Here is a 26273-nt window from a genome sequence, read left to right on the forward strand (position 1 = left end):
CGAATCCCGCTGGAAAGGGAATGATATGAAAAGGCTCGGGCTTTTGCTCGCATCCGGCGCCGCGCTCGCCCTCTACGCCGCCGCGACTAACGGCCGGGCCGACGATGGGCAGGCTGCCGCAGATGCCGAGGCCTCCGCTGACGACGCTCAGGTCGCCACAAATCCAGCGCCCGGAATCGAAAGCTTCGGTAAAACGCAATTCGTCTTGAGCGGCGATCCGGTCATTCCGCCGAGCGATTATTCCAAAAAAGCCGGATATCCACGCGAGGAGGCGCATGGCCCCATCGAAACGGGCCGCGTCTACGATATTCTTTTTGGAGGTATCGAAGGTGGAAGGATGCAGTTTGACGTTCGTGGTTATGCAACCGAAGATCCGGAGCGACCGGCAAGCAGTCAGCGCTTCAGCTTTCCGGTCGATCAAACGGTGATCGAATTACGCGATATCACTATCGAAATCGATGCTGTCGAAGCCGGCAGTTTGACATTTCGGGTGCGGAAAAACTGAGCGGAATAGGCGAAAGGCCAAACCCCTTTTCCTGCAATGCGTCGCCGAACCAGTCGGTAACCTACTCCGACGATGTCGACACGGCACGGAACATCGACGCAAGCTGCCGCCGGACGGCCTGCGCAGCATCATAATCCTCCCCACTTATGGCAAGTTCAGCGCAGGTGCCGATCGGGCCATGTTCGCCAACATCGCTGTCGCACAATTTTATCCAGCTGGCGGCACGTGCAGCCTCGCGACGATATAGCGCGCGAGCTTCATCGCACACGGTCTTGGCGTTATCCGTGCAGCCCTGTGCGAACGCGATGTAAGCGAGATGGTCTGCCCTGGCCGCATCGCGCGGCGAACGACCGCGCAGTTCGAGCGCCGTCCTGCCCAGAAAGTGGCAACCCTCCGCGTCGATAAGAATTGCGTCGTTGTGGAAGAAGCAGGCCTTCGCGAGCCTCCCAAACGCCTCATCAAGATTGCGCGGGACCCCGGTCCCGGTGAAGGACATCCAGCCGAGATATTTGCAGGCATAAGGCCCCTGGCCGGAATCGTCGCCGGAGCAGGTGCGGGCGAGCCTCTCCTTCGCGCGCGTGTAATCGCGCAGTTGTCGAATATGGAGGTAGAGCTTGCCTGCCTCATAGCAGCCCATGGTGCCGATGCCGGCGTCGCAGGACATATCATAATGTTCGAGCGCGCCGCGCAGGTCGCCCCGCCGTGCAGCGCCGACGCCGCGGCTCCAGCAGGTATCGACATTGTTCTCCGGCTTGCAGGCGGGCGCGTCGGCGGCGCGGACCGGCGGGTCGATCGGATAGTTCGGAAAGGTCGCGCCGTCAGACGTGCGCTCGCGGCCGGCGTTGCGCATGCGCGCCAGCAGGCGGTCTGGATTCCTCTCAATGCTCTCCGGAACGCAGGCCAGCTTGGCGAGCGCCTTGCCGGCCCGGCTCACGGTCAACAGCCCGAACGGGTGCAGGGCGGACGGATCAGGCTGCGCGCCGTTCCTGAAGCCGGCGGCAAAGCGGTAGGCGGTGTCACCGTTCGCGAAGGTCGCAATCTCGTCGATCGTGTCGCCCGCACCGTCTTCGCGCCGATAGTCGAGTTCGGCCAGCGGACTGGACAAAGTCAGTTCTGGCTTTCGCCCGGGGCGGCCATAGCGATAGATCGCCCGAGTGCCCGCAAGCGAAATGGACGCCACCCGGCCCTGCGCCTCGAACCGGCAGTGCAGGACGGTTTCCTCGGCCTGCCATTGAGCCGAGGCCGGCGCCGCGGTCCAGAGACACGCCGCGATCATGGCGACGCGCAGCAACATCAGGCCATCAACTATGCGCGTCATCATCTTGCTCTATATCTCTCATGGTTTGCTTTCCGGCGTGGTCTCCGGATCCTTGGCCGGCGACCGGGCGAGCGCCAAGGCTTTTCGGCCTCGGCGGCGGACGGCGTCTTCGGGCCGAGCATGAGAACCTGCTCCAGCAGCCAGATGGCGCGCAGCGTGGCGATCGCGGTCGTTTCCGGTCTGATAGGCCCGCCCCAGCGAGAAGCAGCTCTCGGGCTCGCCCAGGCTCCAGGCTTTGTCGAACAGCGCGGGGGCGCGCTGGCGGTCCTTTGGGCCGGCCCGCCCACCATCAGGCCGAGATTGCCGCATGCGTTTCGGCGAAGGGCTCCAACGCGGACATGCAATCGAGTTGAAACTCTGTTTCGAACTTACCGTTCATCAAGGCATAGCTGCGAAAATTGCCGACCGGTTCCGGCCGCCCCGTTTCGCCCGATAAAGCGCGGCATCAGCATCGGCGATCAGCGCCGTGGCGCCCCCGCCGTTGGACCGGCCCACATGGCCGACGCCGATGCTAACGGTAACTCGTCCGCCGACAGCGGGCGACGGCAGGGACAGCCGTTCGACGGCATTTCGCATCGTTTCCGCGAAGTCCATCGCCTGAACCGGCGTGGCAGCAGGCAGGATGGCGGCAAACTCCTCGCCGCCGTATCGCACAACGAGGATGGAATCATGTGTCGCGCATCCGGCCAGCGCCTTCGCAATGGCACGCAGCCGTTCGTCACCGACCGGATGGCCGAACTCGTCGTTGAGCATCTTGAAATGGTCGACATCGATCATCAGCAGCGCCATGCCCGCTCCCGTTCGCGCTGCGCGATCCCATTCGCGGCGCAGGCTTTCATCGAACTGCCGCCGGTTCGCAAGCCCCGTCAGCGGATCGATCCGGGACAGACGATCGAGCCTCGTCTGGGTATCGAGACTGCGCAACTGGACGAGAATGGTGCGAAGACCATAACCGAGGATTGCAATCGCGCATCCCGCGACAGCGTGCACGGGATCAATCCGTACTAAAGAGGCGGATACCACCAGCAGAGTAGCGGGAAGCATTAGCGGTGCTCCTGCCTGCACGACATGCGGAAAGACCTGCGAGGTTCGAAGGCTGCCCTTGCCGGGCATCCGGCGGCCGACAGCCAGACCAGCAAGCGAAATGAAGGGCATCCCGATCACCAAGTCGGACGCCGAGCCATAATAGACGTCGGAGTAAAGATGATTAATGAAGGCTGCCGTGGCCAGATAGACGCAGGCGAAGATCATCAGGCTGCGAAAGAAGACGAGCCTGTCCGGTTCCGCACTTGCCAGGAAGCGGATCGCGGCGAATAGCGCGATGAATATATTCTCGATGTCGAACATCAGGCGCAACGCGAGCAGGTTGGTGTCGCTCGTGTCCGCCAGCGTTGCAAAAGCGAATGTGTGACGGAAGAAAAGATAACCGAGAGCTACCGCGAGCGCGCCATCCATCAGCCGGATTTGCCAAGTTTCATGATCCGGGGTGGCTACGATGAAGATTATCGGCACGCCGTAGAGGATGAAGAAGAGCATGCTGACGCCAGCGGCTCCCGACCAGCTATCGAGAAGAAAGCCCGCGATCAAGTTGCCGACCATTCCTCCGGCCCAGAGCAGCATCGCGACGCCCAGCGCAATCCAGCCATCCGCAAAGGCGCCGCGCCGGGCACGGTAGAAGCAGGCGGAGGCCGCCAGTAGGGGCGCAAGTATCAAGATAAGCAGCGACGCCAGCCAAGCCTTGTTGCCGCTGACGGCAATGGCGAGCGCATGCAGGGCAACGAAGGAAAGCGGCAGAAGAATTTCCGGATATGCCCGCCAGATTCTTCGCTGCGCTCCGTACAATGAATCGGTATCGTCCACCATAGACCTGCGTCGCTGCTTTCAAACCGCGCCCGATTGAGGCCGCCGTTTATAGATCAATATCCGCCACATGCATAAGCGGTGGCTGCAATCTAGAAGCAAGAAGGTTAAAACTCGGCGCCGTGGTTCCATCATTCAGCCGCCCGCGGCTCGATATGGCCGGTCTCGGACGGTCCGCTTACGGGACATATCTGTCGAAAGCGGACAATCCGGCGCTGCGCGGCGATGACTGAACGCAAGTCAGAGCACCGTGGAACATATCCCGATCGGGCTAGTGCTGTTTGGAGGAGATTCGCAAATCGCCGACGAGCGAAAATGGCGCCCAGGCATTAGGGTGGGCGAAGGTGTCCGGGTTGGCATCGCGGCTCCGGTCGTTTCTGATCGTCAGCATGGACGCCCTCACCGCGTCGGCCGCGCTGCCGGAGGGTGTCTCCCGTTGGCGCCGGATGGCGTCCACCGTCAGCCGCGCAGCTACATCATCCCTTACCGGCCAATGCGAAACCAGCAGCGAGCTGGCACCGGCATAAAGGAACGACCGCGCCAAGCCGGAGAGACCCGGCGCACCTTCCAGACCATCGCTCCCGGCGGTATTGCAGGCGGACAAAATGACCCAGTCCGCCTTCATTCGTAGCGCCGAGATCTCCGAAGACGACAAATAGCCGTCATCGGCAATCGACGGCTCTGCGGGGGGTGTCATTACGAGCCCCGGCTCGGTCGCCCCGCGAATTTCCCCCGCGAGGATGCCGTGCGTTGCAAATGCGATCACCGACGCATCGTTGAATGCGGTCTGCTTCACCTTGGCTTCGGTCGCAGCGCCGGCGAGAAACAGTTCAGACGCGCGAGGACCGAATATCTTCGAAATGTCATTCAGCTCGCGAGCCGTTCCCGGGAGGCGATTCATCGAGCGCAGACGCGTGATGTCGACCTCGGCGTCTTGGGAGCGAAATGAGCCATGCGTCGGTGTACGGAAGACGGCCTGCGCCGGCGGGGATCGCATACGCTCCTTGCCCCGCGCCAGTGACCGCCCCTGCAACAGGGGATCGCCGAAGCCGATGAACCTTTGCCGTTTGGTACTATCCGCACCCGGCGCAGCGTCGCGGATCAGGGCGAGCGATTGAACCGACGGCAGGATGCTGATCGCATAGTCGTCGACAAGCCAAGCGGTGTTTCGAAGTGCCTCGGGGTCGGCGTCATCGCCTGCGGGCGCGCGTGTCACGAGCACGGACATCGGCAGGCTGCTGAGCTCACCGCCCTGAACGAAGAAAATATGCTTGCGGTTCTGCAGAATGGTGGACACCGGCTCAATGAGCTCGCGATAGAGTTGCCAGGCGATGCCCCGATGATAGGGAAAGCGATCGCCGTCTTCATTGGCCCAGTGAATTTCGGTTTGCGGATCGACGGCGACCCCGGCGCCCAGGTCCCAGAGGAGCCGCTGTATCTGAAGTTCCAGTCCCGGCGAAGTGTGGGTCGCCGCCACCCACTCATAGCCCTCGTGGTTGACCGCGAAAACATGAGTCTGCCGCCCGTCGGGCACCAACATCACCAAAGCCTCGTCGGGCGCCAGCAGCCGCATCGTATCGGCGATCGGCAGTGCCGCCGGCTGGATGAACGAAAAATAGGCGGGAAACTCGCTTCGCAGCCTTTGGTTTATAGCCTCGAGCTCGGCCCGCACGATGATGAAGCGATCACTGTCGAACGCGGGCCCGCCTGGCAATCTCGCGCTTTCGGCAAAGCGTCGGCTCAGCGTCTGGATTTCCTCGCGAAGAAGTTCGCGTCGGCGAACCAGTTGTCCGAGATCGTCGGACATCGATCCGGCGGCATTTCGCCCCGCGGCGATAGCCTGCGCTTTACTGGCGGAGCTGACGAGCGACGCCTGAAGCGCGGCGAAGGCAAGATCGGCATCGGCTTTGACCGGATCCGCCTGTCCTCGGTTCTTCAGGAGGGATTGGGCAACGAGTCGATAGGTTGGAGCGAGTTCCGCGTCGTTCTCCTGGCCCTCGGTGCCTGTCAGTTCACCCTCCTGCCGGCGTTTCGTCTCAGCCGCCTCATAGAGCTGCCGCGCCGTTTCGCCAGCCGTGGGTTTCAGCCTGTCGTTCCGCAATCGATAACGCAGCTGCCGCTGCAGAAAGGGAATGTTCGAATACCCCTCTGCCTTAGCCGAGAGGCGCGAGACGGCGGTGAACAACCGGTCCATCCGATCCGTCCATTCGGGTGCGCGTTCCTTCTGGTCCATGTCCCACAGTTCGAATCTGGAGACGAGGACCTTGAACATGTAAAATCCGTTCGGCGACCCGGTATCTTCGAGCCCGATCGCCCGCTCGGCTATCGCTTCCAGGGCGTCGCGTTTCTGGGCTTCCTCCTTACGTGCCATTGCGTGATCGAACGCCGCCACCAGCGCGGCGGGATGGTTCGGACCGTCTTTGCGCGCTGCATGAACCGCAACATACTCCAGCAGCTTCACCCGCTTGGCGGGAGCCGCTCGTTCGGAGAGGGTCGAGGCGAGCGCGAGCGTTTCGGCGGCCTGATCGCCTCGCGCACGCCGGGTTGCCTGGAACGCGTCGCGGTACAAGCTGTCCGCTTGCCTCCCAAGCCGTTTCTCTTCGCCCGGTGTAAGATCCTCGGCCCGGCCGCGCGCCTGAAGCCATTCTTCGTGCCGACTGGCAAGCCATGCAAGGCCGTCGGCGAAAACCGGATGACGCGAACCGAATATGGCTTTCTCGATGCGCAGCGCCTCGCGGGCGCGCTCGACACTGGCCGCCGCTATCGCAAGGCGGTCATTTGCGGCCTGCGGCTGCGGCTGAGCCAGATCGAGGAAGAACAGCGCCGTGGGGTAGCGTGGATCATAGGAGCCGACACTCTTTTCCAGGCGCTCGACGTACAATGCCTGCCACTGCGGCGCCTCGGCTTTATTGCCGTGCAGGGTGTGAAAAAGGGCCAGTACGCGCAGGTCTTGCAGCGCTCGGGGTCCGGTTTCTCCGAACTCGCCGCCCTCGGCGACGAGCCGCCGTGTAAGGGCTTGGGAAAGCTCTTCCTTGTTGCCGCGACGCTCGGCGCAATCGGCGATCAGGGCAAGGGCACGCTGCGATCCATCGCTGAGGAAGCCGGTGTAGGAATGGGCCAGTTCCTGCGCTTCCGATGCCGCGACCACGCAATCCTCGAAGCGCGCGTCACGCAGGGCTGATTCAGCGGCTGCGACGCGCGCGTTCACGCTCTCCACAACGATCGCATGGGACAGCAGCGGTGAGCGGGAATGATCACTAGGGACCGGATCAGAGAGTGCTGCGAGCGCAGCCTCGCTGAAAAGCATTGTCACGATGCCGACCAAGAGAACCGCCAAACATCGGTTATGTCGAAGTACGAGCAAGATTTTCCCCCGCTGCCCTAATGGCGGAATAATCTGCGAACATGCACCGGTCAAATTTTGGAATCGCTCCGCAGGCCGCTGAGGCTTAGCTGAAAGTGGCCGATTGCGGCCCAGCACTGCCCGTATCCGATACTGGCCGCTTGCTGCCTGACGGCTTTCGGCTTCGCGTCGGCATAAGCGGACATTGTTTTGCGAGGCAGTGCCAAGCCAAACTGCGACGATGCCCAGAAGAAAAAAGTCAGATTGTGCCCGTCAAACCGCTAGCACGGTGAACCACCCGTCATTTCGACCGTGCCCAATCCTTCACCTGTTCGCTCGCCTCGCCGAGTCGCTCGCGAGCGGCGTCAGGCTGCCTGAAATTGCAGCCGAAATCGAAGCGTAATATCGTTTCCCTACCGGCTCGTCGCCAGTTGAGCACGCCGCCCCCCTGGTCGGTGACTGCGCCGTCGCAAGGCAGTTCGCGCATGCTCTCGAGCGGCTGCAATATCGCCCGGATGCGCTCGAAACCCCGCGGTCCGGCGTCAAAACTGCCATCCATCGGCTGTCGGATCGTCGTTCGATAGGATCCGCGCCCCGACCGATCGATCCACCATTCGGTGCGTCCGCCGGTCCAGCCATTGCCGGTTCCCGCATAGGAAATCCGGTCGGGCGTGTCAGCGCCCGAAACGCCCGGGACCGGGTCTTGCGGACCGGCAAGGCCTGCCAGAGCGATTGCGGTGAACGATGCAAGATTCCAGATCATCGGGACAACTTCTTTGCCTTGACCGGCGACGGGTTTCAGGGTCCTGCGAAACGCCGGCGAGCGATGCCACATACCTTCTCCATAGCCATGAACGGTCTCGAGCGCGGGCTCAGTGACGGTCATCACATTGCATCCAGAAAGGCTGGGATAGCATTCTCTTACCGGTATTCCGGAAAAAAGCACGGCCTACCGGTGATTCTGATCGGCCGGCCCGATGAGGAAATAATTATGCCCAAGACCCATATGCTGACCGGTAGCTTCGCGGCCATGCTGCTGTGCAGCGCTTCAATGGTTGCGGCGAGCGGCACCGTCTCGTCGCCCGAACGGCAGCAGACGATGGAGAGCTTCGACGCCTGCCTCGCCTATCTCGAGGACAGCGCCGCCCAAGACAGCAAGAGTGAAGCACCGCTCAGCAGAGATGCCGAAGGCAATCGTCGTATCGTCACGATCGAACGGAGGACGGATGGCATCGAGCGATCGGGCAAGGCCAGTGCGCACTATGGAGCGCGGGTGTGGTATTCGAACGGCAGGCCACGCCCGGATCTCGGCCAAATCGAATGGCGGGCGAGTTGGGAAGAACATGACTATAAATGCCGCGGGCGGATGCTCATCATCAACACGTCCCAAGGCTATACGCTCGAAAGCTACCAGCCGATGGAAGCTGGCGAAACGGCGGAAAGTCAGCGGTAACTAAGGCGCCGATTGAACGCATTGCCTTTTCGGCCGCGGAATGAACCGATAATTCACGCAGGACGAACCCGCATACGAAAGACCGTCGTTATGAAAATCACACTCCCCTTGACCGCCTGCATAGTCTCTGTCCTCTGCCTCGGCCCCGTTTTGCCGGCAGCGGCGCGGCCGGAAACTACCCAGAAGCGATGCGGCTGGCTCTCCAATCCGTCGCCGGGCAATAGCTATTTTTCGATCGCGACGGGCGATGGATAGTTGGCGAGCAAGGTGGTTACCAGATATCGGACGCGGATGAGGCACGGCTGCCGGCCATAGGGCGTGGAAGCTCGGTCGCCGATCGCCGCCGATACGGTTACTCCTGTACCTGCCTCGACATGCAGGTGGACAAGAAAAGCCGGCGGGTCGTCCGCATAGCCTCGGGGTCCCCGCTACCGCTCAAGACGTGCCGGGCCGACAAGCAGTTGCCCAAGATGTAGGCCTGTGCTGCCTGTGCCGGCTTCACTCCGGCGACAGGCTGGTCTTGCTAACCGGGATGAACGCATTCGCGCAGCCGATCGCGCGCGCCGTTTCCACCGCTCCACCCGATATCGGAAAGGCGCTTGCCGTCGATCAGTATCTCGAACTGCTCGACATCGAGCATCGTATCGATCGCCTTGTCGATGTCGCGCACGGTCAGCGAAATGGCACCGAATGCCTGACCGGGCGTCGTATAGTTGACCGCCTTCACCGTCTGGGCGGGATAGCGCGATTGTTTCATCGTGACCGTGATCGTCTGCATGTCGGCGGGGTGCGGGATATCGTTGCTCGAGAAGGTCAGCATGCCTCCGTCATAATCGGGTCCAGGGCCCGAGATGGTGACCAACTCGCCCTGTTTCATCCAGACCGCCGTGCAGGTTTCACCCGGTTTCGCTCCTGGGTCAGCCTGAAAGAAATCCCATGCACCGAGATGCATTCGCCCGAACGCGGGGTCGCGCGCCATCTTCTCGTCGATCGCGGCGGCGCGTGCCTGCTCGGCCGCGAGCAACTTCTGCCGCGCCATGATATCGCGCACCATCGCGTCGAGGACCGGATCGTATGACGATGCCGCGGCGACGCTCGACCTTCGGCGACGACCGGATCGATGCGAAGGGCTATGGCGTCGGCGCGGCGCTGACCTTCACCACGACCGATGGCTTCTATGCCAACGCGCAGGCGCAACAGAGCTGGTTCGACACGCGGCTCCGTTCCGCCGTGCTCGGCACGCTGGCCGACGGCAATGAGGGACGCGGGCGCGCCGTCAGCCTGGAGGCGGGCAAGCGCGTGCCCGAGGGCGGCGACGTGACGATCACACCGCATATCCGGATGTCCTACCAGGCGATCGCGTTCGACGGGTTCGATGATCCTGCCGGTGCGTCGGTATCCTCGCGCAACGGCGACAGCCTGACGACGCACTGGGGCGTTGCGATCGCGCATGACCGGGCGTGGAACGACGGCGGGTCGAACCGCCGCGCCCATCTCTACGGGCTGCTTCGTCTCGATCATGAGTGGCTCGACGGCGCGCGCGTCAGCGTATCGGGTGCATCGATCCGCAATGCGAACGATCGGCTGCGCGGCGATGCCGCACTTGGCGGCAGCCTGGAATTCAGCGACCGGCTGACGCTTTACAGTCAGGTTTTGGCCGGATCCTCATTGAAGGACCTGGGGAGCAGCTACGACCTCAAGGGCACGGCCGGGGTGCGATTGCACTTCTAGGCCGTCTTCCCGGCATCAACCACCATAAGGCGAGCGCTCCGGAATATCCGGAGCGCTCGCTTGTGTCCGACGCAGCTTAGAACCGCACGCGGAAGCCTGCGGTGCCCTTGAGGTTGTAGCCTGCACCGAAGTTGGCGACGGCGGTATCGCCGGACAGCTCGGTATAGAGGGTGAAGCGGTCGTTGCCCCAGCTGTAGCTGCCGCCGAGTCCGAGTTCGGCCGACAGGCGATGATCGCGATTCGCGATCGGCGTTCCCGACACATCAGCAACCGCGCCATCGAGCCATTCGTAACCGAGGTTCATCACGGTGTAGAGGCGCGTACGGCGGGTGTCGCCCGCGCGGCCCTTCCAGCTCGTCTGATGATCGATCGCCAGCCCCCAGCGCGTCTTCAGGCTTTCGCCTTTCGCCACCGAAACCGCGGCCGCCGACTGATCGGCGAAGCGATTGAAATCGACCTTGGCATAGCTCATCTGGACCTGCGGCGTGATACTGAGGTTGCGGCCGACCGGGGTCTGTTTGCCGAGTTCAAGGCTGAACGCCTGTCCGTCGCCCTTGTTGCCGCGCGCGAGCGATCCGAGGATGTTCGATTCGAGATCGCTGTCGAACCAGCTAAGCTTGACCTGTCCGTCGACATAAAAGCCCTGCGGCCCGTACCAGGTCATCGTCGCGCCGACGCCATAGCCCTGCGTGTCGATCGTGCCATTGCCGAAGACCGACGCGATATTGCTGTCCGCCTTGCCATAATGCGCGGTCAGCCCACCGACGAGCGTGGCGCCGTCGCCCCGCTCTGCCAGCACCGCATCAAGCCCGAGTTGCGCCTGCCACTGATCGGCATTGCGGTCGGCGCCGCTTGTCGAAACAAGTGCCGCCGGACGCTGGCGTTCCGATTCGAACCGGCCCCACAGACCCGCACCGGCAATCGGCGACGCCGCCCACGAGCGGTTGCCGACACGCTGTTGCAGGGTCGGCAGCCGGTTCAGCGACTGCAACGCCCCGACATAGGCTTCGTACACGGGCACGCCCGGCTGATAGAGCGGACCTTGCGGATTTTCGCCGGCAAGAAGCGCGGAACGGAGATACCAGTCGCCGTCCTGCGGCGTCGAAACGCCATTCTTGTAGAGACGATAGCCATAGGCGCCGAGGACGACGGCCTGCTCGCCGTCGAACAGATAGTCGCCCTCGAGCGTAAAGATGCCGTTCGAAGCGCCCGCGACGTCGACAATCTTGATCCCCTCCACCGTCTGGTCGCCCAAGCCGCCGCGGTTGATCACCGTGACTCGCGTATTGCCAGACGTGGCGCCGTTCACGATCAAACGGTCGGCCGCCGAGGCGTCGCCGCCGAGTGCGGCTTCGATCTCCAGCACGCCGCCATTGCCGGCATAGTCGCCCGCGACCGTCAGCGAGCCGATCCCGCTGCCCGGTGCGACGACGCCCGCGTTCGCGAGGCTGCCGACGCGGCCGGCGCCTTCGAGACGGCCTGCCGCGCCGACGGTGACTGCACCGCCAAGACTTCCCTGCACCGCCAGTGTGCCGCCGGCGACCGTCGTACTGCCGCCGAAACCGCTGTTGTCGGCGGCAATGAGCAAGGTGCCCGCGCCATCCTTAGTCAGCCCGCCCACGCCCGAGAAGAGCCCGTTGTAGGTAAAGACCGTATCGACCGCGGCCGAAATCGTGCCACCGCCGGAGACGACGAAGCCGCGCGCGCTGGCGAGGTTTGCGGTCGTTTCGAGTGTGCCGCCATCGAGCGTCACGTCGCCGCTCGCCGCACCAAGGTTGGCGTCGTTCGAAATGCGGAGCGCGCCGCCGACGATCTGGGTGCCGCCGGTGTAGCTGTTCGTGCCGCCGAGGACGAGCGTCCCCGTGTCGGTCTTGACCACCTGTGCCGTGCCGGTGAGCGCCGAATTGACCGTCGCGGTAAAGCCCGCGCCCGCCGTGCTGCCGTCGCCGACGCGGATCGCCGCTTGCACCCCGTCGAGGGTGATGCCGTCGCCGGTGATGACATAGCCGTTCGTCGCGAACTGCATCCCGGTGGCCGTTACGGCGCCCGGTGCGTTATCGACCGTGACCGTACCCGCCGTGCCGCCGAAGATCGCAAAGGCGCCATTGGCATAGGGCGCACTAAGATTGCCCGTCGCGTCGGTCCAGTTGGTGTTGCCCGCGCTGCTCTGCCACACGCCGTTGCCGCCGTTGATCACGCCATCGACCTTCGGGCCGGCCGCGCCGTCCCAGAAGTTCAGCGTGAGGCCACCCGAATTGACCAGATTGACCTGCCCTGCGACCGAGGTCTGGATGGCAGCGTTGGCGCCCGTCGGCATGGTGCCGAACGTCACGCCGTTGTTCGTCAGCGTGCCGCCATAGTTGAACATGCGATAGATGCCGACGTCGAACGCGCCACCCGTCGGGACACTGACGTTGAGCACGCCGTCGAGGACAAGGTTGCCTCCCACGTTGACGAGGTCGTTGAGCGCGCCGCCTGCGACACCCGCCTGCCCGAATTCGAAATCGAGCTGCGTCCCTGCCGCGAGCGACAGATTGCCGTTGATTGTCAGTGTACCCGTGCCGCCCGCGCCTGGCGCCAGCCTGGCTCCGCTGGCAAAGTCGACATTGCCGCCGATCGTCCCCGTGCCGCCCAGCGTCGCGGCCGCGGCGACACTGGTCGCGCCCGTCGCTGCCGAATAGTCGCCGTTGACGAACAAGCTGCCCGCTTCCACGGTCGTCGCACCCGTGAAAGACCCGGTACCGCCAAGCGCAAGCGTGCCCGCGCCCGCTTTGACCAGACCGCCCGCGCCGCCGACCCGCCCGGTCAGCGTCAGCGTTGTGCCCGCATCACTGCGGAACACGCCGGCGCCGATCAGCGTGACGGTACGGCCCGAGACAATATCGGTGGTGGTGTGGAGCGCGCCGCCGCCGATCGACAGGCCCCCGGCCGCATCACCCAGATTGGCATCGCTGCCGATCCGGACGGTGCCGCCGTTGATCAGCGTGCCGCCGCTGTAGCTGTTGACGCCGGTCAGGACGAGCGTGCCCGTATCGGTCTTCAGCAGTTGCGCCGTGCCGGCGATCTCCGCATCGATGGTCGCAGTATAGCCTGCGCCTGCGGCGCTGCCATCGCCGACCTGAACGATCGCCTGCGCGCCCGTTAGCGTCAGCGCGTCACCCGTAATGACATAGCCGTCGCTGGCGAACTGCATGCCCGAGGCGAGGACATTGCCGCCGCTGTTGTCGATCGTGACGGTGCCGGGAGCCGCGGCGAAGACCGCAAAACTGTCCTGCGCATAATCGGCGTTGATCGAGCCATTGGCGTCGGTCCAGTTGTTGAGGGCGCCCGCAACGCGCCACACGCCGTCGCCGCCGTTGAGTGAGCCGTCATGCTTGGGGCCGGCCGCGCCGTCCCAGAAGCTGAGCGCCAGTCCCAACGAATTGACAAGGTTCACCTGACCCGCGATTCCGGTCTGGACCGAAATACCGCCGGTGCCGCCGGGGATCGTCCCCAGCGTCAATCCATTGTCGATCAGCGTGCCGCCATAGTTGATCACGCGATAGATGCCGGGGCCGAAGCTGCCCCCCGTCGGGACCGTCACATTGATCGTCCCGTCGAGCGTCAGGTCGCCGCCGACATCGACCAGATCGTTGAGCGCGCCGCCTGGGACATCGGCCTGCCCGAATTCGTAGTTCAGGATCGAACCGCCGGCGAGCGACAGATTGCCGTTGATCGTCAGCGTGCCGGGGCTTTCGCCCGGCGCAAGGATCGCGCCGTCGAGCAAGGCGACATTACCGCCAATGGTGCCGGTGCCGCCGAGCGTCGCGCCCGAGAAGACGGTCATCCCCCCCCTCGCCGCGGATTGATCGCCATTGACCAGCAAGGTCCCCGCGTTGACCAGGGTTGTGCCCGCATAGCTGTTGGCACCGGTCAGAGTCAGCGTGCCGAGGCCTTCCTTGGTCAGCCCGCCTGCACCCACGAAGCGCGGCGAGATGCCGATGTCATGGCCGTCGGTATCGATGATCCCGCCATTCGCGCCAAGCGCGATGTCGCGCGTATCAAAATCGACAAAGAAGAAGTCGTTGTCGGCGGTCGCACGCAGTATGCCGCCATCGAGCGAGAAGTCGACGATCCCGAGGCCGCCAACGATCCGGCTGGTTTCCAGAACGCCACGGCGGCCGGAGGTGCCGAGCAAAGTCACCGTCGATGTAGCGCCGGCCGCCACGCCGAGGGAGAAACCCCCTTCGGCTCGGACTCGCCCGCCATCTTCGATCGTCAGCGAACCGTCGCCGTCATTGCCGACGGTCATGGTGAAGTCGGTGACCAGCCAGTTCGATCCGGCGCCGGTCACAACGGCGCTGCCGGTGTTGTTCGCGCCGATATAGCCCTGATTGCTGATCACGTTCGCGCCGTTTTCGATGCGCAAGGTGCCGGTGCCGAAGCTGCCGATATTCAGTTGCTGGGTGTTGATCCACGTCGAACCCGCACCGGATACGACAACATCGCCATGCCCCGAAGCGCCAACAACGCCGTCATTGCTCGCCACGCTCGCACCATTTTCGATGCGCAGCGTCCCGGTACCGAACAGGCCGACGTTGATCCGTCCGCTGTTTTCCCACAGCGAGCCGGTACCGCTGACGAGCATCTGCCCGACGCCGTCGCTATTGGCACCGATGTGGCCCCCGACGCTGACGACCTTACCGCCATCGGCGATGTTCAGCGTCCCGTTACTATCATTGCCGACGAGCAGATCGCCGTTGTTCGTCCAGGTCGAGGCGACGCCGTTGGCGCCGATGCCCGAGACGGTGACGATGCCTTGACTGCCAGCGCTGGAGCCGATCCAGCCCGACTGGTTGCTGACCTGACCACCGGACGTGATGTTCAGCGTGCCGCTGCCGAATTCGCCGATAACGATGTCGCTCGCCCCGGTCCATGTCGACGCATTGCCATTGGCGTCCTGCCCCGAAACGGTGACAATCCCCTGACTGCCCTCGACGTCGCCGACATAGGTGATGTCAGCGACGGTCACGAGACCGCCATCGAGGATGTTGAGCGTGCCGGTGCCCAGGCGGCCGACGCGAAGGATGCCCATGTTGGTCCAGGTCGAGGCGTTACCGCTTCCATCGGTACCGGTAACGGTGACAATGCCCCGCTCGCCGCTTTCGCGGCCGATCATTCCGTCCGCATTGGTCAGCGCGCCGCCGTCGCCGAGCCGCAGTTCGCCGCCGCGGACATTGGTTTCGCCGGTAAAGCTGTTCGCGCCGGTCAACACCAGCGTGCCAAGGTCGGTCTTGATGACATCGCCGATGCCGGTCAGGTTCGACGCGATCGTTGCGGCATAGCCTGCGCCGCCGATCGTGCCGTCGCCAACGCGAATGATCGCCGCCGCATCGACGAACGCGATATCGTCGCCCGCGACAAGATAGCCGTCGCCGGCGAACTGCATCCCCGAAGCCGTGACCGCGCCGAGCGAAGCGTCGACGGTTACTGTCCCGCCGACGCCCGAGAAGACCGCAAAGGCCGCGTCGGTGAAGGGCGCGTTTGCCGATCCGTCGAACTCGGTCCAGTTGTCGTTGCCGGCGCTTGCCTGCCACAAACCCTCGCCGCCGGTGATGACGCCGTCATTCTTGCCCCCGTTGGCGCCGTCCCAGAAGCGCATGGTGAGGCCCGTGGTGTTGACCAGGTTGATCTGGTTCGCGACCGAGGTCTGCACGAAATAGCCCGCATTGACCGTCAATCCGTTGTCGGTCAGCGATCCACCATAGTTGATGATGCGATAAACGCCCGGTTCGAAACTGCCTCCGGGGGTTTCCTGGACATTGAGCGTTCCGTCGAGAACGAGGTCCCCGCCCACGTCGATCAGGTCGTTGAAGGCGCCCCCGACGACATTTGCCTGGCCGAAGTCGACGTTAAGCGTCGCCTCCGGTGCGAGGTATAGGTCGCCTGCGATTGTCAGCCTGCCCGGCACCCCGCCGACGTCGCCGGGATTGAGATTGCCATCAAAGATATCGACATCGCCGCCGATCGCACCCGTGCCGCCCAGCGTACCGCCCGTCGCCACGCTGACGAGGCTCACTCCGGCCCCCAAAATGCCGTCGACGAGCAGCGTGCCGCCCGCGACCGACGTCGTGCTGATCAGGGCCGAGCTGTCGCCGGTAAGGCGAGTGGTCCCCGCCACATGGTTGATCGTACCAAGGCCTGTCATGCTGTTGGCGAAGAGATAGTCGGTCTCGGTGTGGTTGAAGTTCAGTTCGCTCGCGCCGAGGCCAAAATTAATGTTGCCATCAATGAAGCCGACGGCCGCAGCCGCGCCGCCTTCGACGCCGCCAATATTGACGGTGCCGGCCGAACCGCCCTGCGCTGCAATCTGGAGGCTAGACCCGGCGATCACCCGGCCACCATCAGCGACCGTCAGAACCGCGGTGCCGGTACCGCTACCGATAACGAGATCGCCCGTCGTGGCGAAACGGGAGCCCGCGCCCGACACCGTCAGGCTGGCCGCCTGTGGCGCCGTGCCGAAGGTCGCAGACGCGAAGGTCGCTGCACCGTTCTGATTGACCGTGAAATCGCCGGCGGTCATCAGCAGCGAACCGGCGCTCGTCCAGTTGGAGCCCGCGCCGGTGATCGCGACGACGATGGGATTGGTGCTGCTAGTCGGGGTACCGATCTGGCTCGCTCCCCCGGTGCGCAGCGTCCCGCCCGCGCCGATCGTCATGCTGAGGGGCGCGTTGAAGCTTGTGCTGCCCCGAATGCCGCCCGACACATCGGCCAGCGAGTTCGCACCCGTAATGTTGATTTGCGTCGTGGCAGCAAGGGTACGCAGATCCAGATCGCCCGCCCTGATCCGGAGCGTACCGCCGTTCGTCACGTTCACGATAGCCGAACCCGCAAAGGGAATATTGTTCCCGCCGAAGGCGGTCGTGCTGAAGACCGAGTTCGCGCCGTCGACGCTCAGCGTCGAGCGCCCCATCGTCGTGGCGCCCCCGGACGTGACATTCGCCCCGCCGACGATACGAAGCTCGCCGCCCGTGCCGTTGATGAGCGTTCCGCCGCCATAGTTGCTGTCGCCGGTCAGCGTGGTTACGCCAGTGCTTGCTACCTGAACGCTGCCCGTGCCGGTGATTGAGCCCGCATAAGTGTAGGCATTCGAGCGGTTGAAGACCAAGCGGGCATTGTTGACCACGTCGCCGACGATCGAGCCGGTCGTGCCGCCAAGACCGCCGATCTGCAGCGTACCGGCCTCGATCGTCGTACCGCCGGTATAGCTATTCTCACCATTGAGCGCGAGCGAACCGGCGCCGAGTTTCGTAAATCCCCCGCTACCTGTCATGGCATTGAGGACGCCGTTGGACGTTGCGGCATTTGCAATGTCGATCGCACCGCCGTTCGCCCCCAGAATGTATGCGTGGGCATTAACCGAATTGGCGCCCGTCATACGCAAGGTGCCGCCGTCGAGCGTGATCGCGCCCGCAGCATCACCGAGGAAGCTGTCGTTGGCGACCGAAAGCACGCCGCCGCTGATCAGCGTGCCGCCGGTGTAGCTGTTGGCGCCGGTCAGCACGAGCGTGCCGGCATCGGTCTTGACCAGCTGCGACGCGCCGATGAGGTCGGCGCTGATCGTCGCGGTGAAACCCGCGCCCGCGGCGGTACCGTCACCGACGCGGATCAGCGATTCCGGTCCGACCAACGTCAGCGGCGCGCCGTCGATCACATAACCGCCCGCCGCGAACTGCATTCCCGTCGCGGTAACCGCGCCGCCGCTGTTGTCGACCGTGACCGTGCCCGGCGCGCCGGCGAAAATCGCAAAGGTGCCGTCGGCAAACGCCGCGTTGATGCTGCCATCGGCGCCCGTCCAATTATTGTCGGCGCCCCCCAGATGCCAGATGCCGCTGCCGCCGTCGACCGCGTCGTTGAACTTGGGCCCGGCCGCACCGTCCCAGAAGCTTAAGGACAGGCCTTCGGAGTTGATCAGGTTGACCTGGCCCGCGACCGACGTCTGCACGGTGACATTGCTACCGGGCGGCATCGAACCCAGCGCGAGCCCGTTGTCGATGAGCGCGCCGCCATAGTTGAACACGCGATAAAGGCCGCCGCCGAAGTTGCCGCCGGCCGAAACATTGACGTTGATCGTGCCGTCGAGCGTCAGGTCGCCCCCGACGTTGATCAAGTCGTTGAGCGGACCGCCCGCGACATCGGCCTGACCGAATTCGAAGTTCAGGACCGAACCGCCCGCTAGCGCCAGGTCGCCGTCGATATTGAGCGTACCCGGGCTGTTGCCCGGCGCAAGGATGCCGCCGCTTAGCACATTGACACTGCCGCCGATCGTCCCGCTGCCGCCCAGCGTCGCCCCCGAAGCGACGGTCAAAAGGCCCGTCGCCGCCGACTGGTTGCCGTTGACCAGCAGGGTACCGGCGTTCACGGCGGTCGCGCCGGCATAGCTGTTGGCGCCGGTCAGCGTCAGAACGCCCGCGCCCGACTTGGTGAGGCCGCCCGCCCCCGAAATCATGCCATTGAGCGAAAAGGTCGTTCCGGTGTCGGTCAGGATCGTCCCGGCGCCGGTCAGGCTGCTGTTCCGTGCGCTTGCAAAGGATGCCGTCGTGCGCAGCGTGCCGCCGGAAAAGTCGAGCCCGCCGGCTGCTGCACCAAGATTCGCATCGGCCGAAACCTGCAATGTGCCGCCAAGAATCGACGTGCCGCCAGCGTAGCTGTTGATGCCGCTCAGCACCGTGGTGCCGCTGCCGATTTGCCGCACCGCCCCGCTGCCCGAGATGGTTCCGGCAAAGGTGACGAGGTTCGAGCGATTGAAGACGAGCAGGCCGTTGTCGACGATGTCGCCGACGATGCTGCCCGTCGCGCCGCCGTCGCCGAGCTGGAGCGTGCCCGCTTCGATCGTCGTACCGCCGGTGTAGAGGTTCGTGCCGGTCAGGACCGTCGTGCCGGTCCCCGCCTGACGCACCGATCCGGTGCCGCCGATCTGCCCTCCATAGGAAAGAAGGTCGCTGCGGTTGAAGCCGAGCGTGCCGAAATTGTTGACGATCGCGCTGGCAATCGACCCCGTCGTGCCGCCGCCGCCGATGAACAGCGTGCCGCCATTGACGTTCGTCGACCCGGTATAGCTGTTATTGCCGGTCAGCACCCAATTGCCGCTGTCGTTCTTCGCGAGCGTGGTGACGCCCGTGCCCGCATTGCCGATCGAGCCCGCCAGCGTGTTGTTACCCAGATTGGTCCCGCCGAGCGCGATCGTGCGCGCCTGGTTGTTGTTCGCGAGCGTGACCGGCCCGGTGTCGGTGAAGACGATCGCGCCCGTGCCCGACGATTCGATGAAGGTGACGCCCTGCGACAGAGTGAACAGGCGGTTCGTGCTGTCGCCCGCACCGGTGTAGCGCAGCGTCGAGCCATTGCCGATGACGAGGTTCGCGGCGGCGGCGGACGAGGCGCCGATGCTGCTCGCGATACCGCCGTCGGCGAGGTTGTCGACGCCGAGGACACCGCCGCTGATCGTCGTGATGCCCGTATAGGTGCTGCCCGGATTGGTGAGAATCCATGTGCCGGCGTCGGTCTTGGTCAGGCGCGTGACCCCGGTGCCGTTGTTGGTGACCTGTGCGGCGAGAATGTTGTTCGCCGTGCTCGTGCCGCCCAGCGTCAGCGTCTGCGCCGTATTCGCGCTCGCAAAGGTCAGGGGGCCGGCATGGGTGAAGGCGATCGCGCCCGTGCCCGAGGCATCGAGCTTGCTCGCGGCCGAGGCGCCGAGCGTGAATTCTCGGTTCGTGGCCCCGCCTGCCCCGACATATCGCAACGTCCCGCCGCTCAGCACGAGGTTGCTCGCCGCCGAGGAGGAGGAACCGATCGAACTATTCCCGCCACCGTCGCCGAGGCAGTCGACCGCGAGCGTGCCGCCATTGATGACGGTCGGCCCGCCGTAGCTGCTCGCACAGCCCGACAGCTGCTGGAAGTTGGCGCCGTTCTTGATCAGGCCGCCGCTTCCCGAGATTGCGCCGCCGTAATTGGCCGCCGCGCTGCCGCCGGCATTGAGCGTCAGCGTCGCGCCGTCGAGCGCGATGTTTCCGCCCGACGCGCCGCCGCCGGTCAGATAGAGGACATTGTTGTTATAGCCGTCGAGGTCGAGCAGAACCCCGGCGGTGTTGTCGAGCGACACCCCGCCGCTGCCCAAAGCGGTCGTCGACCCCACCCGCACCGTGCCGTTTATGACACGCAGCAGGTTGGTCGAGCTGTTGATCCCCGACAAAAGCAGCGTTCCCGCGCCATCCTTGTTGAGCTGCCCGGCACCGGTAATATTGCCCGAAAATTCAAGCGTCGTCCCCGCGTTGAAGACGTTGAGGTTGCCGTTGCCCGACATCGCGAAGCCGCGATCGGTCGAAACGCTGGCGCCCGTATAGACAAGCGTGCCGTTAGCGAAGGCGAGGTTCGACGCCGCTGCCGAGGACGCACCGATACCGCTCACCTGCCCGCCATTGGCGATGCAGTCGATCGAAAGTGCGCCGCCGATCGTCGTGACACCGGTATAGTCGTTGTTGCAGCCGCTGAACGTTTGGGTGAAACCTCCGGTCCGCGTATAGCCGCCGGTGCCGGTAATCCGGCCCGTGAAGAGACCGCCGCCGCCGCCCGTCGTCAGCGTCCGCCCTCCCAGATCGATCAGCCCGCCGCCGATAACCGCCGCTACCCCGATGTTGAACCCGCCGAGGTCGAGCGTGGCGCCGCTGTTCACGGTCATGAAGCGGCCGCCGGCGCCAAAGGCTCGCGCCGACCCCGCGCGCAGGGTGCCGGCATTGACGGTCGTATCGCCGGCATAGTTGTTCGTGCCGCTGAGGACGAGCGTTCCCGCACCATCCTTGAAGAAGGACCCCGCGCCTGTCGCGATGCCGCCGATCGTCAGCGTCGTGCCCGCATTGGCGACATCGATGCCACCCTGCCCGGCCGCCAGCGTAAAGCCGCGGTCGATGGCGACCGTCCCGCCGGTATATTGCAGCCGCGCACCATTGCCCATGACGAGATTCGCCGAATCGCTGCTCGCCGCGCCGATCCCGCTCGCGATGCCGCCGTCGGATAGCGTGTTGACCGACAGCGTGCTGTTGCCGGCGGCCGACGATTGGGTGATCGTCGTGACGCCGGTATAATCGTTCGCGGCGTTCGACAGGACCAATGTGCCCGCGCCGGTCTTGGTCAGCCCCGCATCGTCGGGGCTGGTCACCAACCCCGAAAATTCGACGGTTCGTCCGGCGTCGACCTGGATCGCGCGCTCGGCACCGCCGTTGACGAGCGTAATGCCGCGATCGGTGGCGGCGTCGACGCCGCCCGTATAGGCCAGCGTGCCGCTTTCGAGGACGAGGTTCGCGGCGTCGGCGCTCGACGCGCCGATGCTGCTCGCGGCGCCGCCGCTGGCGAGTTGCGTGACCTCCAGCCGGCCGCCGCTCAGCGTCGTTCCGCCGGTATAGTTGTTGGCGCCGGTCAGGCGGACGGTACCGCCGCCGCTCTTGGCAAAAGCCGTCGCCCCGCCGTTATTGACGATCGTCGAGCCGATCGTGAGCATGCCCGTGCCATTATGCTGGACGCCAAGCGTGCCACCGCCTGTGCTTCCGGTCAGCGAACCGCCGGTGATGCTCTGGTTCGTGGCAAGCGTGCTGGGCCCGACGATGATCGTGCCGTCGATGCCCAGCGTATTTGCAGCGCCGATCGCGACGTTCGATCCGGCGGCGGCAGTATAACGCAAGCCACCGAGCTGGACATTGCCGTTCACGGTGCCGAAGAAGGGGGTATTCGCCGCATTGGCGGTATCGCTGATGATATCGCCGTCCGCCCAGGTCGAGGCGTCATCCTTGGTCGTATAATCGCTGTCGTCGAAGGCGAGAATGCCGCCGCCGACAACCTTGGCATAGTCGGACCCGTTTATTGTCGCCCAGCCGCCAAGCACGCCGTCGGCATTGCTCGTCGTGATCGCGCCGTCCGTCGGGAGGACGAAATTGACCAGCCCACCCGCGCGCGTGATCGCGCCGAGATTGAGGTTGACGATCCCGCCTGCGCCGCTGACGGCGCGAACGGTGTTGCTGCCGGCATTGACCGTCAGGCCGCTGAAACCCTGACTGTTGGTCTCGCCCGCCGCGCCTGTGACCTCCAGCGTGCCGCCTGACAGAACGAGCGGCGACGATGCCGAGATGATGTCGCCCACGGGACCGCCGGCACCCGAGAAATCGAGCGTCAGCCGGCCGCCGCCGATCGTGGTGGCGCCGGTATAGCTGTTCGCCCCCGTCAGCGTCAGCGATCCCACGCCGTTTTTGCGCAATCCGCCGGTTCCGGTGATGCTGCCGCCAAAGACCTGCGCGGTCTTTGCATCGACGGTCAGGGTCTGCGCACCGAGTGCGACCGTACCGCCCGTGCCGGTCAGCGACGGCGCGACGAGGTCGAAACCGCCAAGGTCGAGCGTGCCGCCATTGACGATCAGGCCGTTCGCGGGTCCAAAGGCCGCGGCATTCCCCACTTTCAACGTGCCCGACGTAACGGTGACATTGCCCGTAAAACTATTGGCGCCACCCATGATCCAAGTGCCGCTGCCGTTCGAGTTGAGGTTTCCGGCGCCCGAAATCACCCCCGAGAACCGGCTCTCGCCGGTAAAGCTGCCGCCGAGCGTCAGGCTGTCGGCGATACCACCCGCGACGAACGATGCATTGCCGCTTAAATCAAGTGCCCCGGTCCCGTCGTTCTGGATACCCGACGTGCCGTGGACCACCCAGCTGCGGTTGCTGCTGTTGCCCGTTCCGACATAGTTCAGCGCGCCGATGCTGAGACCGATGGTCGATCCCGCGCCGAGCGAGCTGACGGCGCCCGTGTCGGCGAGGACCGCCGCCTTCACCAGCCCGGCGATCGTCGCCTGTCCGGTAAATGTGTTGGCGTTGCCCAACGTGACGCTACTTCCGGCCGCCCCGTTGAAACCGTAAGCACCACCACTCAGGACGCCCAGCAGTTCCACATTGGCGGTATCGGCAATGAAAGTGGCGCCGGCCGAAACATCGATATCGCCGGTGATCGAAAGCGTGCCCGTGCCTTGGTTGCGGATGATCGCACCATTGCCATTGATGTCCCAGTTGCGGTTCGAGCTGTCGCCGTCGCCAAGGTATATCAGGCTGTCGCTGTACTGGCTCTGCTGGTTGAAGATGATCGTGCCGTCGGCCACCGTGACGGGGGCGCCAAGCGCGCTCGCCTCTCCAAGGTTGCGGAGCGAGGTGAAGCGCGCCGAGCAGGTGCCGTTGCAACCCGTAAAGATGGTCTGGCCGGTGTAAGTGCTGAGGTCGTTGCTCATCGTGACGCCGCTGGCCGCCACCGAAACCCTGCCGTTGCCCGAGATCAGCGCCGAACCCGCGCCGCTCCCCTCGAGAATCAGCGTGCCGCCATCGCCGATCGCAACCGCGCGGCTCGTCGAAGCGCCCGCTATCGACAGTCGGACCGTCGCGCCCGCGGCGGTAACGATATTGTTGCTCGATGCACCGAGCGCAGCGTCGCTGGCCGCGTAGATGCTGCCGGCGTTGATCGTGATGCCGCCTGTGAAACTGTTGGTGCCGTTCAGTATCAACCCGCCGTTGCCCGCCTTGATCAGGCCTGCGGAACCGGTAATCGCCGAATTGATCGTAGCGTTGGCGTTGTTGAAATTGGTCGTGATCGTCGGCGCCGGTCCGCTCAGCGTCAGCGTGCTGCCGTTCAGGACATAACCCGCCGAATTGAAAGTGATGTTACCGACCGTGACCGGAACCGCGACGGTCACCGTGCCCGGGGTGCCGCCGAAGGTCGCATTGTCGATATCGCCATTGTTCCACGGCTCGACGAAGGGACCGCTTACGCCGTCGCCATTGGGACTCCAGTTGAGGTTGCCAAGGTTCCAGGTGCCGGTACCGCCCGACCCGACAGCAGTGCCGTTCGCATCCCAGTAACGATCGTCGGCCTGCGCAGGCATCGGCGCGCACGCGAGCACCGCGGCAAGTGAAGCTCCGCACAACAGGCGGCGCGACAGCGACGGGCCCTTGCTGGTACGGGCGGCAGAGGCGCGGTCGATCGTCATGATATTTCCTTCGGGCACGGTTCGGGGTTCGTGAGCGGGTCACGGAGGACGGATTGTCTGATGGTAAAGGCCGCTGCCCATCCGGGGCCGGATGCAACGGCTGCGAAGTCGGGCGCGCGGAGCACAGAATGAAACGCACCATCGCTGATCATACGCCCCCCCGGCGGTTACGGCATGGCCCGCAGGACGCGCGCCTCGCCTTTCCTTTCGGTGTGCCCGGCGCCGAATAGGAACGCCCGCACCCCGTGTCCCACCACCGACCTTCCGTCGCCGAAGCGCGTCCCTGCGGAAGACCAAGCCAACCCAGCCGCCCGGCAAGGCCGGAAAAGATGGCGCGGGCCGTCGACTACGGAATGAATTATTATCAAACAGTTACCGGATACCAGTAAAGGGAGGCATGTTACGGTATCGATACGGAAAGCTGAGATTGGGGTAACATCGGCGCCCCCCCCGTCCCGAACCCTTCGCCGGACGCGCGACGCTTGCACAGCCCGCATGCCCATCGGTAGAAACCCGACACCATGTTGACCCGCATTCCGTCGATGAGCGCAAATTCCGCTTCCCCGCCAAATGAAAGGGACCTCCGTATCGCGGTGGTCGAGCATCCCGAAGCAGCCCATGCCCATGCCGCGCTTGCGTCGTTCCTCTGCGCCACCGGCCGTGTCGACGAAGCGCTGGCCCATCTCGACCATGAAATGGGCCGTCAGCCGGCGAAGGTCTGGCCGCTATCGATCAAGGCCGGCATCTTGTCCGCCGAGCGCCGCGCGGCCGAAGCGATCGAGCTCCACCGGACACTCGTCGCCATGGCCCCCGATGTGCCGCTCCTGTGGGCGAATTTCGCCAGCGACCTCGCCGCCGTCGGCGATGTGGGCGATGCCGCGACCGCCTTTCGGAAGACCGTCGATCTCGCACCCGGCTTCGGCCCCGCGTGGCTGGGGCTTGCCAATTTGCCGATCGGACCGTTCGACGAGGCCGATATCGCGGCGATGGAAGCCGGCCTCACCATCGCGGGCGACCCCTATCACAAGGTCCAGCTGCTGTTCGCGCTCGGTCGCGCCCACGGCGCGCGCGCTGCGTTCGACAAGTCCTTCGAGAAATTTTCCGAAGCCAACACCCTGCGTGGCGCGCTCGCCCCCCACGACGGAGCGGGGCTCGCGGCATTCGTCGAGGCTCACTGCGCAGCGCGGCCGTCCTTGTTCGCCGCAACGGCTGCCGCTTCCCCGCAAGCGGATAACGCAATCTTCATCGTGGGCATGCCGCGCTCCGGGTCGACGCTTGTCGAACAAATCCTCGCCAGCCATCCCGAAGTCGAGGGCGCGGGCGAATTGTTCGCCTTGCCGGAAGTCGCCGCCTCGATCGGTGCCTTCGCTTCCCCCGAAGCCTTTGTCCGCCGGCTGGAGACACTGACGCACGCCGAAGCCGCGCAGCTCGGTGCCGACTATCTAGGGAGAGCGAAGCGCTATCGCCGCACCGATCGCTCCTATTTCACCGATAAAATGCCGGCCAACTGGCGCTTTGTCGCGCTTATCCGGCGAATCCTTCCGGGCGCGCGGATCATCGATGTACGGCGCGACCCGCTGGCCTGCTGTTTTTCGGCTTACGCGACCTATTTCAATCGCCACACCGACTTTCCGAACACGCTCGAGGAATTGGGTCGATATCATCGACACTATCTGGAGATGATGCAAATGGTACAGGGCGTGGCGCCCGGCAGCTTGCACCGCCTCGACCATGCGCGGCTTGTCGCGGATGCAGAGGAGGAAATCCGGACCCTGCTCGGCTTCTTGCAGCTGTCTTTCTCGCCCTCCTGCTTCAGGCCCGAAGAGAATTCGCGTGCCATCTACACCCCGAGCGCCCAGCAGGTTCGGCGCCCCATTCAGCACGAGAAGGACCGCTCGCATGCCTATCGGCGGTGGCTGGGGCCGTTAGAAGCCGCGCTCGACGCCGGAAAATGAATCGCCGCCTCCGGCGGAAAGCTGTCCGCCCGCCTTTGGACGGCACGGCATCCGAATAGTT

At 64.6% G+C, this 26273-nt stretch carries 10 protein-coding genes and 1 pseudogene; 5 read left to right on the forward strand and 6 right to left on the reverse strand.

Features of this window, described 5'->3' with window-relative positions; genetic code table 11:
* The first annotated feature begins 25 nt into the window (after positions 1-25).
* Entirely contained in the window at positions 26-505 is a 480-nt protein-coding gene (locus tag ACIPPQ_RS19620) for a hypothetical protein (RefSeq protein WP_446545737.1), read from the forward strand.
* Positions 506-566: 61 nt separating this feature from the next.
* On the opposite strand, the gene ACIPPQ_RS19625 is transcribed toward ACIPPQ_RS19620, so the two are convergent.
* The 4 genes from ACIPPQ_RS19625 to ACIPPQ_RS19640 all read right to left on the reverse strand — a co-directional run bounded on the left by ACIPPQ_RS19625 (position 567) and on the right by ACIPPQ_RS19640 (position 7789).
* Positions 567-1826: a sel1 repeat family protein gene (locus ACIPPQ_RS19625; protein WP_446545738.1), complete on the reverse strand. Its 1260-nt coding sequence runs from the start codon at positions 1824-1826 to the stop codon at positions 567-569.
* Between the two features lie 375 nt (positions 1827-2201).
* Positions 2202-3686 carry a GGDEF domain-containing protein gene (locus ACIPPQ_RS19630; RefSeq protein ID WP_446545739.1) on the reverse strand — a complete coding sequence of 495 codons (1485 nt, stop codon included), beginning with the start codon at positions 3684-3686 and terminating at the stop codon, positions 2202-2204.
* A 268-nt stretch (positions 3687-3954) separates the two neighbouring features.
* Positions 3955-7008, reverse strand: coding sequence for a CHAT domain-containing protein (locus ACIPPQ_RS19635; protein WP_446545740.1), 3054 nt, complete (start codon positions 7006-7008; stop codon positions 3955-3957).
* Between the two features lie 319 nt (positions 7009-7327).
* The gene (locus tag ACIPPQ_RS19640; protein WP_446545741.1) at positions 7328-7789 is read right to left on the reverse strand and encodes a hypothetical protein; all 462 of its coding nucleotides are present in this window, start codon (positions 7787-7789) and stop codon (positions 7328-7330) included.
* A gap of 63 nt (positions 7790-7852) precedes the next feature.
* Between ACIPPQ_RS19640 and ACIPPQ_RS19645 the strand changes: the two genes are divergently transcribed.
* Complete coding sequence (locus tag ACIPPQ_RS19645) at positions 7853-8479, forward strand: hypothetical protein (protein ID WP_446545742.1); 627 nt, start codon at positions 7853-7855, stop codon at positions 8477-8479.
* A gap of 242 nt (positions 8480-8721) precedes the next feature.
* Positions 8722-8955: pseudogene (locus ACIPPQ_RS19650) on the forward strand (DUF4087 domain-containing protein); the annotation flags it as partial.
* Between the two features lie 47 nt (positions 8956-9002).
* Here ACIPPQ_RS19650 and ACIPPQ_RS19655 read toward each other — a convergent pair.
* Positions 9003-9518: a hypothetical protein gene (locus ACIPPQ_RS19655; protein WP_446545743.1), complete on the reverse strand. Its 516-nt coding sequence runs from the start codon at positions 9516-9518 to the stop codon at positions 9003-9005.
* Positions 9519-9553: 35 nt separating this feature from the next.
* Between ACIPPQ_RS19655 and ACIPPQ_RS19660 the strand changes: the two genes are divergently transcribed.
* On the forward strand, positions 9554-10210 hold the full coding sequence (locus ACIPPQ_RS19660; RefSeq protein WP_446545744.1) for an autotransporter outer membrane beta-barrel domain-containing protein: 657 nt from the start codon (positions 9554-9556) through the stop codon (positions 10208-10210).
* A 76-nt stretch (positions 10211-10286) separates the two neighbouring features.
* On the opposite strand, the gene ACIPPQ_RS19665 is transcribed toward ACIPPQ_RS19660, so the two are convergent.
* Positions 10287-24257 carry an autotransporter-associated beta strand repeat-containing protein gene (locus ACIPPQ_RS19665; protein ID WP_446545745.1) on the reverse strand — a complete coding sequence of 4657 codons (13971 nt, stop codon included), beginning with the start codon at positions 24255-24257 and terminating at the stop codon, positions 10287-10289.
* 542 nt (positions 24258-24799) lie between these two features.
* On the opposite strand from ACIPPQ_RS19665, the gene ACIPPQ_RS19670 reads away from it, so the two are divergent.
* On the forward strand, positions 24800-26212 hold the full coding sequence (locus ACIPPQ_RS19670; RefSeq protein ID WP_446545746.1) for a sulfotransferase: 1413 nt from the start codon (positions 24800-24802) through the stop codon (positions 26210-26212).
* Positions 26213-26273 lie beyond the last annotated feature (61 nt).

It is taken from the genome of Sphingopyxis sp. LARHCG72, from assembly GCF_052871675.1.

Coding starts and splice junctions, on each gene's coding strand:
- ACIPPQ_RS19660 (WP_446545744.1), top strand. CDS start 9,554: ATGACGATGCCGCGGCGACGCTCGACCTTCGGCGACGACCGGATCGAT.
- ACIPPQ_RS19640 (WP_446545741.1), bottom strand. CDS start 7,789: ATGATCTGGAATCTTGCATCGTTCACCGCAATCGCTCTGGCAGGCCTT.
- ACIPPQ_RS19670 (WP_446545746.1), top strand. CDS start 24,800: ATGAGCGCAAATTCCGCTTCCCCGCCAAATGAAAGGGACCTCCGTATC.
- ACIPPQ_RS19665 (WP_446545745.1), bottom strand. CDS start 24,257: ATGACGATCGACCGCGCCTCTGCCGCCCGTACCAGCAAGGGCCCGTCG.
- ACIPPQ_RS19645 (WP_446545742.1), top strand. CDS start 7,853: ATGCCACATACCTTCTCCATAGCCATGAACGGTCTCGAGCGCGGGCTC.
- ACIPPQ_RS19620 (WP_446545737.1), top strand. CDS start 26: ATGAAAAGGCTCGGGCTTTTGCTCGCATCCGGCGCCGCGCTCGCCCTC.
- ACIPPQ_RS19630 (WP_446545739.1), bottom strand. CDS start 3,686: ATGGTGGACGATACCGATTCATTGTACGGAGCGCAGCGAAGAATCTGG.
- ACIPPQ_RS19625 (WP_446545738.1), bottom strand. CDS start 1,826: ATGATGACGCGCATAGTTGATGGCCTGATGTTGCTGCGCGTCGCCATG.
- ACIPPQ_RS19655 (WP_446545743.1), bottom strand. CDS start 9,518: ATGGCGCGGCAGAAGTTGCTCGCGGCCGAGCAGGCACGCGCCGCCGCG.